The sequence below is a fragment of the Acinetobacter bouvetii DSM 14964 = CIP 107468 genome (genome assembly GCF_000368865.1).
Classification (GTDB): Bacteria; Pseudomonadota; Gammaproteobacteria; order Pseudomonadales; family Moraxellaceae; genus Acinetobacter; species Acinetobacter bouvetii.
Map to the genome: position 1 here is coordinate 761,517 of NZ_KB849727.1, position 13,202 is coordinate 774,718.

Below are 13,202 nucleotides of genomic sequence, written 5' to 3' on the forward strand. Positions count from 1 at the left end.
TTCTGATAAGTTCAATTAAATATATTCAGTTTATCGAGAATGTTTTTAGATTAGAATAGCAAGCTGTTCTAATTTGATAATTTATTGAGACCTTTAATGGCTGCTTTCAACGTCGAAAAGATTACTCACGTACACCACTGGAATGACACTTTATTCAGTTTTAAAACCACCCGCGATACTGCGCTGCGTTTTAAAAATGGTCAATTTGTGATGATTGGTCTTGAAGTGAATGGCAAGCCTTTAATGCGCGCATATTCGATCGCCAGCGCAAACTACGAAGAAGAGCTAGAGTTTTTCTCTATTAAAGTGCCAGATGGCCCTTTAACGTCTATTTTGCAAAAAGTAAAAGTGGGCGACGACATTCTTGTCTCTAAGAAACCTACAGGCACATTAGTTCTTGACGACCTAAACCCAGGTAAAAACCTGTACCTGCTTTCTTCTGGTACTGGTCTTGCACCATTCTTGTCTACGATCCGCGATCCAGAAACATACGAACGCTTTGAAAAAATCATTGTCGTTCACGGTACACGTTTTGTTTCTGAATTGGCATACCAAGACCTGATTGAAAACGAAATCCCAAATCACGAATTCTTCGGTGAGTTAGGCGCTAAAGAAAAGTTAGTTTACTACCCTACTGTTACTCGTGAAGACTTCCACACTCAAGGCCGTGTAACCACTGCTATTGAATCTGGCCAGCTCTTTGAAAAAATCGGCCTGCCGCGTTTCAATCCAGAAACTGACCGCGCAATGCTTTGCGGCTCACCTGCATTCCTTGATGATGTTGCAGCGCTTCTTGATCAGCACGGTCTAAAAGAATCTCCTAAAATGGGTGTTCTAGGCGACTACGTGATTGAACGCGCATTCGTAGAAAAATAAGATCTCCTGAATCTTTAAAACCGAGCTGAGACAGCTCGGTTTTTTATTGCGCAAACGTTATTTCTCTTTTTTAAGTTTGAATTATCAAATTAAGAATATTGAATAATGAAAATCCATAAAAAGCTTAAATATTAAACAGCCTTTTCTCTTTTTTTTACTAAGTGTTATAATATTTTCACAAATCCCCATCATCATTGATGAATTCTTTACCCAAGAGTAAATCAATCACTGACTTTGTTACATAGACATCTATCCGATGTGAATTGACCAAGCATTTACCTTTCTCAGTTTACTTTTCTTGCCTATGCAACCAAGCCATTAATTTAATAGGCATGGTATGAGCACAGAAACACCCTCCTCTCCAGAGCGCACTGGAGCTAAAGTCTATCGGTATTTTTTTATCGTTTTGACTGTACTCATTGCGTTATTTCTTATTATTCAAGGCTCTAAATTACTTAGCCTTGGCGGTACAAGCTATTATCTCATTGCCGGCATCGCGTATTTTGCGGTCGCTGTTTTATATGCAATGAAAAAAACAGCCGGCTTGCAGCTTTCTATTGTCACATTGATCGCCACCGTTCTTTGGTCTATTGCCGAAGTTCAGGCACTCGATTTTTGGCAATATATCCCGCGTTTAGTCGTGCCAACCATTTTGTTTGTGCTCAGCCTTTGGGCCAGCCGCAGCCTTCCCGCTTTAAAAACAGGCAAAGTAAAAATCGCCAATGCTGTTGGCTTTGCAGGTTTTGCTGCCTGTGTGATGGCTTTAATTGCCATGTTCTTCCCGCACGGCAAAATTTTGAACCCGATTGATATTGTTCAAGACCCTGCATTAGCAAAACCCAATGCTGAAAACTCAGATAACTGGGAATACTTTGGCCGCAACGGCAACGGCACGCGTTTTGCGCCTTATAGCGACATTACCCCCGAAAATGTCAAAGATTTAAAAGTGGCCTGGACGTATCACACCGGCCGCGATACCAAAGCTGGGGTTGATGAAAATACCCCGATTCAAATCGGCAGCACGTTATATTCGTGCACACCCACCAATATTATTGCTGCAATTGACGGTGACAGCGGCAAGGCGCTTTGGAAATATGATCCTAAAGCAAAAACTGCTGAGCACATTACCTGCCGCGGTGTCGGTTATTATGACGCAGCGAAGGACCAATCTTTAACTGCTGCGGATTTAGCATCTCCAGCGTTAAAAGCGTGTCCACAACGCATTTTAACGTCTACTGTTGATGGCCGCTTAATTGCCTTAAACGCTAAAACGGGCGCACTTTGCCCTGGGTTTGGTGTCAATGGCCAAGTCGATGTCTTGCATGACATGGGGCCTACCGAACAAAGCAAGCGTTACCACCCAACCTCTACACCGCTTATCGCAGGCCATGTTGCCATTCTTGGCGGCTGGGTCCGCGATATTGTGCATGGTGAACCGTCTGGTGTGGTCCGTGCTTATGACGTGCGTACCGGCAAACTCGCTTGGGCTTGGGATGTGGGTAATCCTGAACTGACAGGTGAGCCGAAAGATGGCAAAAGCTTCAGCAAAGAAACCCCCAATATGTGGACAATTCCGACATATGACAAAGATTTAAACCTTGTTTACCTGCCTACAGGTAATGGCCCTCCTGACTATTGGGGCGGTGACCGCAGCGCAGCCAATGAAAAATTTGGTTCGTCAGTTGTCGCAGTCAATGCGTCTACAGGTAAAACGGTTTGGTCTTATCAAATGGTGCACCATGACGTCTGGGACTATGACATTCCGTCACAGCCCGTGCTTTATGATGTCACCAATGACCAAGGCCAAAAAATTCCTGCATTAATTCAAACCACTAAAATGGGCATGATCTTTGTTCTGGACCGCCGTACCGGCAAACCCATCACGAAAGTGGAAGAGCGCCCTGTCGATACCCATGGTGCTGAAGGTGAAAAACTCTCTCCGACTCAGCCGTTCTCTGTCGGCATGCCGCAAATTGGCAACACCACACTGACTGAACAGGATATGTGGGGCATTTCTACCTTTGACCAATTGGCTTGCCGTATTGACTTCAAAGACTCGGTCTACAAAGGCATGTATACAGCGCCGGGTGAAAAACCCTATATTGAATGGCCAAGCTTGCTGGGCGGCATGAACTGGGGCGGTATGTCGATTGATGAATCGACCGGCATCATGTATGTCAACGATATGCGTATGCCGCTTCGGATGTCTTTAGTGCGTAAAGAAGACGCGGCTAAATACAAAATTTCGACTGATGAAGTGCCTGGATTCATGGGCACCATTCGTCCGCAATATGCAGGCGCTTATGCAGGTATCAAAATTGATATCATGCAGTCTAAATTAGGCGTTCCATGCAACAAACCGCCCTTTGGCACCATGACTGCCATTGACTTGAAAACCAAAAAAGTCATCTGGGAAGTGCCAATGGGGACAGCCAAAGAATTAGGTCCATTGGGTGTAAAAACACACATGCCAATGCCTTTAGGCATGCCGACTTTAGGCGGCCCAACAACAACGGCTTCCGGTTTGGTGTTCTTTGCCGGCACTCAAGATTACTACTTGCGTGCACTGGACTCTAAAACAGGTAAAGAAGTCTGGAAAGCGGAACTTCCTGTAGGCGCCGTTGCAGCACCGCTGATTTATAAATCACCGAAAACCGGCAAACAATATGTAGTCATTTCTGCAGGCGGCGCCAGCCACTCTAAAGATGTCGGTGACTACATTATTGCTTATGCCTTGCCCGATCAAAAGTAAGCTCAATTTTTAGAATTGCTTTCAGACCGAAATAAAAACCGGAGCTCAGGCTCCGGTTTTTTATTGATTAAGCATTAAAACAGGATCATCTTTCATAGTTTTTTGGCAGTGAATGGGCATCCCTGAAGGCATTGGGGCAACCGGTAAAAATACCAATGAACTGCCGGATAAGCTCAACATCTGATTCTCAGCCCAATCAAATTTCTGGAAAACTTCCTTCAGGCGGGCAGCATAGGCTGGATCATCAGACTGAACAGCCTTCAGCTGGATTTGGCTCAGCCGGATTGTATTGCCCTTTAAAGACCAGCCCGCCTCCACGTGAATGGAAGATTGCCTTTCACGTTCACCCTGCCGTATTTGTGTGACACTTTCAGAACGATAGGTGCCATCTGCACGGTACTCATCCCGCGTATTGGTTTTAATTTGATACTCGGCAATCTCAGAACGGCAGTGCCATTTTCCAATCAGTTTGAGACGGTTCTGACTTTCCATCTGGGTAAAGGCGGTTTCTGCAGATACCGCAGCCAGCGCATGCTGAGCACTGACAAATATCAGTGCCAATAAGCCTATTTTTAGAAGAGTTAATTTTTGCATTTTTTTAAATGAATTATCAGCTTGCTGGCATATTAAGCAATAAATGGCATTAAAAGATAGTCCTTTAAAAAAGCGCACGGTTCTTTTGGAGAATACCGCATTCAATGCATCTTTCCGTTCTGCAGCAACATCCGCACCACATGAGCGTCTAATTCCCGGCCAGCCTAAAAGCCATAAAAAAACTCCAAAAATAGCTTATAAACTTATATTTACTCTGATTTTTATTTTGCCTAAACTTCATTTACAACGATAAATTTAAAAAACAGCACGTTATGACGTTTCCAGAACTCAAGTTTAAAGACTTTTTACACCCGCGCCCGCAGCCCAAAGGGCTTGATGTGCAATGCAAGCTGCAGCATTTTGCCTTAGTCACCTATGCCTTAGACCCTGAGCGCTTTACCCATATCATTCCTGAACGCTTTAAGCTGGATACCATTCATTATCAGGGCAGAGAACAGGCGTTAATGTCGGTTGTTCCTTTTATCGATGTGGATTTTACCTCTGCGGTTTATCCTTTTCCCAAATTCCGAATGGGGCAAACCAATTACCGTGTTTATGTGATTGATCAGGAAACACAGGAACGCTGCGTCTGGTTTATTGGCACCACGCTGGATTCCTGGACGCTGATCGTGCCCCGCTATGTATGGCAATTGCCCTGGCATGCAGCCGAGTTTACCTTTGACTGTCATCAGGATGCTTTAGGCTTCTACAGCCAATATGAAATGCAGACCCGGTCGGCTTGGGCCGCAGCTGAATTAAGCCTCAGCCAATCTGCAAATGATCCGTGGAATTTTGAAGGCTTTCCAGGCTTAGAAAGCTATCAAGTTTTTTTAACTCATCCTTTAGCAGGTTTTTATCACCGCAGAGATGGAAAATTAGGCACTTACCGGGTCTGGCATGACCGGCTGCAGCCTAAACCGGCAAAACTGCTGCATGCGCGTTTTGAACTATTGGCGAGACTGAATCTAGTTTCATTCGAAGAGCAATTAAAGCCTTATAGCGTGCTTATAGAACCGGTCAATGAATTTACAATTTATCTGCCTCCAGCACTAATCAGCAAATGAATAAGCAAAAAAAGGCATATTTTGTAAATTTTCAGCACAATTGTAAAAAAAATGAACAAAAATAGATAAGCTTTTGTTGTTTTTTAAATCAGAACCCTTATAATTTAGCAAAACAGACAAGTCTGTCTACTTTGCTGCTAAAAACCGAATGAATTAAACATTCAGAGGGTACAAAATAAATACAAGAAGATGCTTTAAGCTTCTCATCCCCAGTGTGTTCATTGTTGCTGCAATGGTGAACACACTGGAACATAAAACTATTTATCAGCAGAGCGTGATTAACCCAGTTAATCACGCTTTTTTATTTTCAGTACTGCCCAGCTAGAGCGAAGATCTCAAGATGGCCGCAGCGCAACCGAAATTTATGGGCTTAAGCGTCATTATGCTTAAGCTAATTCCAGCTGAATCAAGGTTTCCACCCGTTTCCAATAGTCGTCTAGATGAACTTGCGCGGAATCAATTTGCGCCTGTATGGTCATTCCATCCAAAATACTGGATAAAAAAGTGGCCAGCTGTTCCGGCTGCCGAATGCCCAAATGCTGCAATGCATTGCTCAGCTGCGCTTTCAGCCATTCCTTATAATCAATGGCCGGCTGCAATGAAGATGGATAAATTTTTGAAATTTCTTCTACCGCTTTCTGGAACATGCATCCGTTAAAATCGGCGGCGCGAAACCAAGCGTCATACCACACAAATATGGTTCTAATATGAGACAGGTAGTCATGCGAATCACATTGAGCGATTGCAGCATCTAAAGACTGCTGCAAATTCTGATTTCTGGTCACCAGACATTCTTCAATTAATTTTGCCTTAGATGGAAAATATTTATAAAACGTCATTTTAGCAACGCCAGATTCGCTGATGATCCGGTCTATGCCAATAGAATTATAACTATGGGAGTTGAACAGATTCAGCGCCGTGTTAATGATGTCTTGTTTTTTTGACATTTATTTTACCTGATGTACAAAACTTTAAAATTAAAATTAAGCCATTGGGATGTAAGAACAGCACATGAATAAAAAGTGCATCGAAAATATTATATGAATTATATCTTAAATTTAGAGCAATACTGTTTTTTTATAAAAAATACTGTGTATGCAAAAAAGCAAGACATTGAAATATAAGTAATTAAATTACACAAAAAACTGGCAGAATGCAAAAAATTTTACTATGATAAAAAAAGATGAAAATTAAAATTTAATGCCGTATATGAATACATTCTCCTTTACTCAATCTGAACAGACCCGCACAGAACTTCTGCATTTTATTCAGAATTCCTTAAATGCTGAGTTATGGAAAACCAATACGCAGGCAGTCAATGCATTAAAGCAGTCTATCGCTGACCATGCTTTATTCCAGCACCCTATGCTGCAGAAACTTCATCAATGCCAGCTCAGCCTAGAACAGCTTAAATTTATACATCTCAACTATTTTACTGCAATTGTTAAAAATTTTACGGATGCGTTGAGCATGGCCATTTATCAGGCATGCGGTTTAGAAAAATGCCCGAATATTGATGCCGGAAAACGCATAGCATCCAAAATTTATGCCCGTTACTTACTGTCGCTGAACTTGATGGATGAGCTGGGGTTCAATACCCACCAGCTGGAAAAAAGTTCGGCGGCCAAATCGCATTTAGTTTATTTTTTAACCTTACTGCAGCAGCTGAACTTAGACCCAGCAAACCATCAGCACACAGAACCAGAAGCATTTGCACTCGCGCAGTTTATTCAAAAACATATTAATTCATATGCTGATTTATTGCTGATTTTGGCCTGCACAGAGCTTCAGGTGATAAAATTCAGTGAAGCATTGCGAAATAATATGTCTGTGTATGACCGCCTTTTTACTGAAGGCTACTATGCCTGCCACGGCATTGCTGAACAAGGCAGCGCAGAGCTCGCCAACGATGACAATCATGAAGATGATATTTGGGCCCTGCTGACGCAGTGCTATTCTCAAGAAAATGAACTGCATTTCACGCAACTGCAGTCTGAATATTTAGAACTCTGGAATCATTTTTGGAGCAAAATGCAGCCGCATGCAGCCTCACTTGAAACACTCTAATCCCGGCTGCAGCCAGCAATACGCCTAGCTGCAAGTCTGCTTTAACACAAGTGAAAGGCGTTGCGCTGATTTTGCCGACAAATCAGCTGTATTCATGCGAACACTAAAAAATCAGTCATTGTGAATGTCGTAATGGGATCACAAATTTTCATTCAAGCGCCTGTTTTTCCAAAGGGTTATTTCTGCGCTCCTGCAATGCATTGAGGATCACTTGATAACCGCTCGTTAACCCCAGCACAGCCATAATCACAGCGACAATAATATCCGGCAGCAGGCTGCCTGTGCCAAAAACTCCAATGGCGGCCAAAATCACCGCCGCATTGCCAATCGCATCATTACGGCTGCAGAGCCACACCGATTTCATATTGGAATCGCCATCGCGGAAAGCATATAAAATTGCCGCAGATGTGACATTTGCAGTCAGCGCAAGCACGCCAATTGCGCCCATAGTCATTGCTTCAGGCGGAAGGCCTTGGATGGCGGCATAAACGACTTTAGCCATGACAATTAAGCCAAACACTGCCATGACCAGCCCCTTCGCTAATGCAACCGTTGCACGCCAATACAGGCTTGCGCCAAACACGGCCAAAGAAACGGCATAATTGGCTGCATCACCCAAAAAATCCAGTGCATCTGCCCATAAGGATGAAGAATGCGCATAGGCGCCGCCAATCAGTTCAACGAAAAACATGGCAATATTAATGAATAATGCAATCCACAATGCGGTTCTGAATTTGCTGTCCGGCTTTTGCGGCGCCGGTGCATGACTGCAGGTACAAGCCATTTAAAAATCCCCCTATTCGTATTATGCTTATTCAAAACTATGGACTAACTCCAAGGTCAAGCCCTATGAACCCAAATAGCGCTGCTGGATATTTAATTAAAGATTTAGTGCGGAAAACTGGGCTAAGTGCCGATACCATCCGCTTTTATGAAAAAAAGCAGCTGATACAGCCCAGCTTTCGGGGTGCAAATAATTACCGCTATTATAATGACGATGCTTTGCGCAGATTGGTTTTTATTCAGCGCTGCCGCGCATTGGATATGACCTTAAAAGAAATTCAACGGCTGATTGAACTGGAGCAGAACCCTGAACAGGACTGCCGCGCCGTCAATGATTTAATCGATGAGCATTTGCAGCATGTGCGGAACCGCATTGCGGAACTGCATAAATTTGAAGCGCAGCTGCTGCAGCTGCGCCAATCCTGCACGTCTCAAAGCACAGTTGATGACTGCCAAATTTTAAAGCAGCTCGAGTCTTTCAATTAAATAAGCGAACTTGGCCAATGACTAATGCATAACAAGGCAGAACGCTTTAAATCGCGCGCTGATTGACCCGTTTCGACAGCGCTTCAGCGGATTCCATACGCTCTGAATAGCGGTCGGTTAAATACCCTGCCTGCCCTCGCGTCAGCAGCGTGAACTTGTACAGTTCCTCCATCACATCCACAATCCGGTCATAATAGCTGGACGGTTTCATGCGGTCATTTTCATCAAATTCCAGAAAGGCTTTGGGCACAGATGACTGATTCGGGATGGCAATCATGCGCATCCAGCGCCCCAGCACACGCATTTGATTCAAGGTATTAAATGACTGTGAACCGCCGCAGACCTGCATTAAAGCCAAAGTCTTGCCTTGTGTGGCGCGGATTGCTCCTGCTGCCAGCGGTATCCAGTCAATCTGCGCTTTCAAGATAGAGCTCATCGCGCCGTGGCGCTCTGGCGAACACCACACCATGCCTTCCGCCCATGCCAAAAGCTCATGCAGCTCCTGCACTTTCGGATGTGAAGCTTCCGCATCTTCCGGCAGCGGCAGGCCTTTAGGATGGAAGATTTTCACCTCTGCGCCAAACTGCTGCAAAATACGCCCAGCTTCCAGCACCGCCAGACGGCTGAAAGAACGCTCACGGTTTGAACCATACAGCAGCAAAATGCGCGGCGCATGCGCCAAAGCTTTGGCCTGCACCTGTTCAAATTCAGGTGTTTCCAGCAGTTCTAAATCAATATTCGGCAAACTCATATTTAACTCTCTATTAAGTGCATCTAGCCCACCCATATATCTCCCATACTGATGAGCAATAGGTGTATGGAATATGGCTGAGACAGTGCAAATTAATCCATTGGTGATGGATGCGCCGTTAAAAAACTTTTTTGCGCAGCCATAAGGACACACTGACCAAAGCAATCAGCACAGGCACTTCAACCAAGGGTCCAATAACTGTGGTAAAAGCTACAGGTGACGCCAAACCGAAGGCGGCTATTGCGACTGCCAAAGCCAGCTCAAAGTTATTGCCTGCAGCTGTAAAAGAAACGGCGGCAGTTTTCGCATAATCATTGCCGACCCATTTGCTCATATAAAAGCTCAGGAAGTACATCAGCACAAAATAAATGCTCAATGGAATTGCAATTCTGAACACATCCATGGGCAGGCTCAGCACTTCCCCGCCTTTTAAACTGAACATGGCTACAATGGTAAACAGCAATGCCAACAGGCTTACAGGACTGATCTTTGGAATAAACTTTTGCTGATACCAATCCAGCCCCTTGCGTCTGACTAAAATGTTCCGCGTCAGGAAACCCATTAAAAATGGAATGCCCAAATACACCAGCACTGCCTGGGTAACTGTCCAGTAACTGACATCAATGACTTGAGCTGCCACGCCCAGGTATGGCGGCAAAACCGTCAAAAACAGCCATGCATAAGTGCTGAAAAACACAATTTGAAAAATGCTGTTAAACGCAACTAACGCCGCAGCATATTGATTATCGCCGCCAGCCAGATCATTCCAGACTAGAACCATTGCAATACAGCGCGCCAAACCGATTAAAATCAGACCTGTCATATACTCTGGATAATTCTGCAGAAACACGACAGCAAGGATAAACATCAGGCATGGGGCAATGAGCCAGTTCTGAACCAAAGATAAAATCAGCGTACGCTTATCCTGAAATACCGCAGGCAAAGCGTGATAATCGACTTTGGCCAAGGGCGGGTACAACATTAAAATTAAGCCTATTGCAATCGGCAGATTGACAGATCCGAGGCTGAATTGATTCAAATGTTCTGGCACTTGCGGAAACACTGCTCCTACGGCAATGCCAAACGCCATGGCGATAAAAATCCAAAGTGTTAAATTACGGTCTAAAAATGATAGTTTTTTAGCAGTCATGTCAGACTCAATTATGCAATTTCAGCAATTTTTTCAATTTCTTTGTTTAATTCTTGTTTCGTTAAATGGGCAAAATCCAGCATAAAAAATGTATCCAGACGGCGGTTAATATGGTCTGCCGTGGCCTGAAAGGCCGCCAATTTTTCAGTTTCAGGCAGGTCTAAATGCGAGGGATCTTCCAGCCCCCAATGCGCTTTCAACGCTTTGCCCAAATACAGCGGGCATGGTTCCTGCGCCGCCGAACTGCAAACGGTAATGACAATTTCCGGCTGAAACGCTTCACAATCCTGCATGCTTTTGCTGCTAAAACGGCCAGTCGAAATTCCTAAACTCTGCAAAGTTTTAATGGTTAAGGGATGCACCTGCCCTGATGGCTGGCTGCCCGCGCTGCAGGCACTGAAACCTTCAGGCGCGCGCGCATTGAATAAGGCTTCCGATAAAATGCTGCGGCAGCTGTTTCCTGTACATAAAAATAAAAATTTCATAATATTTACAATAACCTGAAAAAAATTAGTCGCAGCAGCTACTATCTACACATGCTTTCTGTTGAAAGCCAGAATGCGCTCCTGCCGAAGCCTGCAAAACGTCATGGCACCAGCCGGGCAAACTGTCATGCAGGCGGTAATATACCCATTGCCCTTGGCGCCGATCTTGCAAAATCCCCCCCTTGCGCAGCAGCGCCAAATGACGGGAAATTTTTGGCTGGCTCATGCCCAGTCCGGCAGTTAAATCACAGACACAGCGCTCGCCTTCCTGCACGATCATCATCACGATATCCAGCCGCGTACGGTCGGCTAAGCATTTAAAAAATTCGTCTTGATTCATAGCATATATGCATATCTGTATTTCCATATATAATAATACAGAAATTGTTTCATTTAAAGGGCTATGCAACTTTTTTGAGCAGCAATCCCGAGCTTTTTACTGGGTTGAATCCTTTTTTTTTATCCCTAAAATAAAGCCATAAATTTTTTATGCCTTTAATGACATGACCATTTCACACGTGACTGAACTCCTCTCTCCTGCCGGTTCGCTGAAGAATATGCGCTACGCATTTGCTTATGGCGCAGACGCCGTATATGCAGGTCAGCCGCGTTACAGCCTGCGTGTGCGCAACAATGCTTTTGATCATGACAATCTGCAAATCGGGATTTCCGAGGCGCATGCGCTGGGCAAAAAGTTTTATGTGGTGGTGAACATTCAGCCACATAATTCTAAGCTGAAAAACTTCATCCGGGATTTAGCACCTGTGGTGGCCATGCAGCCTGATGCGCTGATTATGTCTGATCCTGGCTTAATCATGATGGTGCGTGAACACTTTCCGGATGTGCCTGTGCATTTGTCTGTACAGGCCAATGCGGTCAATTGGGCCACTGTAAAATTTTGGAAAAACATGGGCCTGACCCGTGTGATTTTGTCGCGCGAGCTGTCTATGGAAGAAATTGAGGAAATTAAGCATAACGTGCCGGATATGGAAATTGAAGTTTTCGTACATGGCGCGTTATGCATGGCTTATTCCGGCCGCTGCTTACTTTCCGGCTATATGAACAAACGTGATGCCAATCAAGGCGCTTGCACCAATGCGTGCCGCTGGGACTATAAAATTCACGAGGCAGCTGAAGATGAAACTGGCGATGTTATACCAGTAACACAAATTGAAGAATCATCATGCTGTCAAAACAAAGATGCCGACGAGCAGCACGCCATACAACAACACCAATTTGGCGAGCCGGTTTTATTACAACGCAATGAAGAAGAGATGTTTTCAGCCGAAGAGGATGAGCATGGCACTTACTTCATGAACTCAAAAGATCTGCGTGCCGTGCAGCACGTGGGCCGTTTGACTCAAATGGGCATTCATTCGCTGAAGATTGAAGGCCGAACCAAATCTTATTTTTACTGCGCCCGCACAGCGCAAATTTACCGCAAAGCCATTGATGATGCTTTAGAAGGCAAGCCTTTTGATCCTGCGTTAATGTCACAGCTGGAAGGCTTGGCCAACCGCGGCTATACCGAAGGCTTTTTACGCCGCCATGTACACAGTGAATACCAAAATTATGAAACTGGTTCATCGCGCTTTGACCATCAGCAGTTTGTCGGTGAAGTTTTAGAGCGCAATGATGGTTACCTCAAAATTGAAGTCAAAAACCGCTTCATTGTTGGCGACTCGCTGGAACTCATGACCACTTCAGGCAATATCACGTTTACGCTAACGGAAATGAAAGACAAAAAAGGCAATCTGATAGAAGATGCTAAAGGCTCTGGCCATATTGTCGATATTCCTGTTCCGGCGGATGTTGATATGGCTTATGCCCTGCTGATCCGCAATTTGCCTAATTCGGCTGCCGATATTTCTGCAGCGTCTTTGGCTTATCAGGCTTAAAGGCTTGCTATGGCATTGCTGATTACCGACAAGTGCATTAACTGCGACATGTGCTTGCCTGAATGCCCGAATGAGGCCATTTATGAAGGTGAAAAAGTCTATGAAATAGATGCAGAGCGCTGCACAGAATGTGTGGGTTTTTATGACCACCAAACCTGTGTTTCAGTCTGCCCGATTGAATGCATTATTCCGCATCCTGAACATGTGGAAACGCAGGAACAGTTAATGAAAAAATTCGAGGGTTTAAATTTATTTAGCAAATAACCTTGGGGAAGGCAGGATAAGAGGAACAAAGC

At 44.5% G+C, this 13,202-nt stretch carries 15 protein-coding genes; 8 read left to right on the forward strand and 7 right to left on the reverse strand.

Annotation, left to right across the window (positions count from 1 at the left end):
- The first annotated feature begins 96 nt into the window (after positions 1-96).
- On the forward strand, positions 97-876 hold the full coding sequence (locus tag F941_RS10620; RefSeq protein WP_005011025.1) for a ferredoxin--NADP reductase: 780 nt from the start codon (positions 97-99) through the stop codon (positions 874-876).
- A gap of 337 nt (positions 877-1,213) precedes the next feature.
- Positions 1,214-3,628 carry a membrane-bound PQQ-dependent dehydrogenase, glucose/quinate/shikimate family gene (locus F941_RS10625; RefSeq protein ID WP_005011028.1) on the forward strand — a complete coding sequence of 805 codons (2,415 nt, stop codon included), beginning with the start codon at positions 1,214-1,216 and terminating at the stop codon, positions 3,626-3,628.
- Positions 3,629-3,688: 60 nt separating this feature from the next.
- Here the strand turns inward: F941_RS10625 and F941_RS10630 are convergent, their stop codons facing one another.
- Complete coding sequence (locus tag F941_RS10630; protein WP_005011031.1) at positions 3,689-4,222, reverse strand: hypothetical protein; 534 nt, start codon at positions 4,220-4,222, stop codon at positions 3,689-3,691.
- A 43-nt stretch (positions 4,223-4,265) separates the two neighbouring features.
- Here F941_RS10630 and F941_RS16555 point away from each other — a divergent pair, with 43 nt between their 5' ends.
- Together F941_RS16555 and F941_RS10635 are read left to right on the forward strand one after the other, a co-directional pair.
- A complete protein-coding gene (locus F941_RS16555) occupies positions 4,266-4,475 on the forward strand; it encodes a hypothetical protein (protein WP_154649286.1) in 210 nt (69 codons plus the stop codon).
- A 19-nt stretch (positions 4,476-4,494) separates the two neighbouring features.
- Positions 4,495-5,286 carry a DUF2071 domain-containing protein gene (locus F941_RS10635; RefSeq protein ID WP_005011033.1) on the forward strand — a complete coding sequence of 264 codons (792 nt, stop codon included), beginning with the start codon at positions 4,495-4,497 and terminating at the stop codon, positions 5,284-5,286.
- A 386-nt stretch (positions 5,287-5,672) separates the two neighbouring features.
- Here F941_RS10635 and F941_RS10640 read toward each other — a convergent pair whose 3' ends face one another.
- Positions 5,673-6,233 (reverse strand): TetR/AcrR family transcriptional regulator, encoded by a 561-nt coding sequence (locus tag F941_RS10640; protein WP_005011036.1) that lies wholly within the window; start codon positions 6,231-6,233, stop codon positions 5,673-5,675.
- Between the two features lie 262 nt (positions 6,234-6,495).
- Between F941_RS10640 and F941_RS10645 the strand changes: the two genes are divergently transcribed.
- Positions 6,496-7,353, forward strand: a complete 858-nt coding sequence (locus F941_RS10645; RefSeq protein ID WP_005011038.1) for a hypothetical protein — start codon at positions 6,496-6,498, stop codon at positions 7,351-7,353.
- A gap of 148 nt (positions 7,354-7,501) precedes the next feature.
- Here the strand turns inward: F941_RS10645 and F941_RS10650 are convergent, their stop codons facing one another.
- Positions 7,502-8,137, reverse strand: a complete 636-nt coding sequence (locus tag F941_RS10650) for a cation efflux transmembrane domain-containing protein (RefSeq protein ID WP_005011039.1) — start codon at positions 8,135-8,137, stop codon at positions 7,502-7,504.
- 65 nt (positions 8,138-8,202) lie between these two features.
- Between F941_RS10650 and F941_RS10655 the strand changes: the two genes are divergently transcribed.
- Positions 8,203-8,622 carry a Cd(II)/Pb(II)-responsive transcriptional regulator gene (locus F941_RS10655; protein ID WP_005011042.1) on the forward strand — a complete coding sequence of 140 codons (420 nt, stop codon included), beginning with the start codon at positions 8,203-8,205 and terminating at the stop codon, positions 8,620-8,622.
- A 46-nt stretch (positions 8,623-8,668) separates the two neighbouring features.
- Here the strand turns inward: F941_RS10655 and arsH are convergent, their stop codons facing one another.
- The 4 genes from arsH to F941_RS10675 all read right to left on the reverse strand — a co-directional run bounded on the left by arsH (position 8,669) and on the right by F941_RS10675 (position 11,348).
- Positions 8,669-9,373 carry an arsenical resistance protein ArsH gene (gene arsH / locus F941_RS10660; protein ID WP_018572609.1) on the reverse strand — a complete coding sequence of 235 codons (705 nt, stop codon included), beginning with the start codon at positions 9,371-9,373 and terminating at the stop codon, positions 8,669-8,671.
- Positions 9,374-9,491: 118 nt separating this feature from the next.
- Complete coding sequence (arsB, locus tag F941_RS10665) at positions 9,492-10,523, reverse strand: ACR3 family arsenite efflux transporter (RefSeq protein ID WP_005011045.1); 1,032 nt, start codon at positions 10,521-10,523, stop codon at positions 9,492-9,494.
- Positions 10,524-10,534: 11 nt separating this feature from the next.
- The gene (locus F941_RS10670) at positions 10,535-11,008 is read right to left on the reverse strand and encodes an arsenate reductase ArsC (protein ID WP_005011046.1); all 474 of its coding nucleotides are present in this window, start codon (positions 11,006-11,008) and stop codon (positions 10,535-10,537) included.
- Between the two features lie 25 nt (positions 11,009-11,033).
- Positions 11,034-11,348, reverse strand: a complete 315-nt coding sequence (locus F941_RS10675) for an ArsR/SmtB family transcription factor (protein ID WP_005011048.1) — start codon at positions 11,346-11,348, stop codon at positions 11,034-11,036.
- A 163-nt stretch (positions 11,349-11,511) separates the two neighbouring features.
- Here F941_RS10675 and trhP point away from each other — a divergent pair, with 163 nt between their 5' ends.
- Both trhP and F941_RS10685 read left to right on the forward strand, forming a co-directional pair.
- A complete protein-coding gene (trhP, locus tag F941_RS10680; protein WP_005011051.1) occupies positions 11,512-12,906 on the forward strand; it encodes a prephenate-dependent tRNA uridine(34) hydroxylase TrhP in 1,395 nt (464 codons plus the stop codon).
- Positions 12,907-12,915: 9 nt separating this feature from the next.
- Complete coding sequence (locus F941_RS10685; RefSeq protein ID WP_005011054.1) at positions 12,916-13,170, forward strand: YfhL family 4Fe-4S dicluster ferredoxin; 255 nt, start codon at positions 12,916-12,918, stop codon at positions 13,168-13,170.
- Positions 13,171-13,202 lie beyond the last annotated feature (32 nt).

Coding starts and splice junctions, on each gene's coding strand:
- F941_RS10670 (WP_005011046.1), bottom strand. CDS start 11,008: ATGAAATTTTTATTTTTATGTACAGGAAACAGCTGCCGCAGCATTTTA.
- F941_RS10655 (WP_005011042.1), top strand. CDS start 8,203: ATGAACCCAAATAGCGCTGCTGGATATTTAATTAAAGATTTAGTGCGG.
- F941_RS10620 (WP_005011025.1), top strand. CDS start 97: ATGGCTGCTTTCAACGTCGAAAAGATTACTCACGTACACCACTGGAAT.
- F941_RS16555 (WP_154649286.1), top strand. CDS start 4,266: ATGGCATTAAAAGATAGTCCTTTAAAAAAGCGCACGGTTCTTTTGGAG.
- F941_RS10650 (WP_005011039.1), bottom strand. CDS start 8,137: ATGGCTTGTACCTGCAGTCATGCACCGGCGCCGCAAAAGCCGGACAGC.
- arsH (WP_018572609.1), bottom strand. CDS start 9,373: ATGAGTTTGCCGAATATTGATTTAGAACTGCTGGAAACACCTGAATTT.
- arsB (WP_005011045.1), bottom strand. CDS start 10,523: ATGACTGCTAAAAAACTATCATTTTTAGACCGTAATTTAACACTTTGG.
- trhP (WP_005011051.1), top strand. CDS start 11,512: ATGACCATTTCACACGTGACTGAACTCCTCTCTCCTGCCGGTTCGCTG.
- F941_RS10640 (WP_005011036.1), bottom strand. CDS start 6,233: ATGTCAAAAAAACAAGACATCATTAACACGGCGCTGAATCTGTTCAAC.
- F941_RS10625 (WP_005011028.1), top strand. CDS start 1,214: ATGAGCACAGAAACACCCTCCTCTCCAGAGCGCACTGGAGCTAAAGTC.
- F941_RS10675 (WP_005011048.1), bottom strand. CDS start 11,348: ATGAATCAAGACGAATTTTTTAAATGCTTAGCCGACCGTACGCGGCTG.
- F941_RS10630 (WP_005011031.1), bottom strand. CDS start 4,222: ATGCAAAAATTAACTCTTCTAAAAATAGGCTTATTGGCACTGATATTT.
- F941_RS10685 (WP_005011054.1), top strand. CDS start 12,916: ATGGCATTGCTGATTACCGACAAGTGCATTAACTGCGACATGTGCTTG.
- F941_RS10645 (WP_005011038.1), top strand. CDS start 6,496: ATGAATACATTCTCCTTTACTCAATCTGAACAGACCCGCACAGAACTT.
- F941_RS10635 (WP_005011033.1), top strand. CDS start 4,495: ATGACGTTTCCAGAACTCAAGTTTAAAGACTTTTTACACCCGCGCCCG.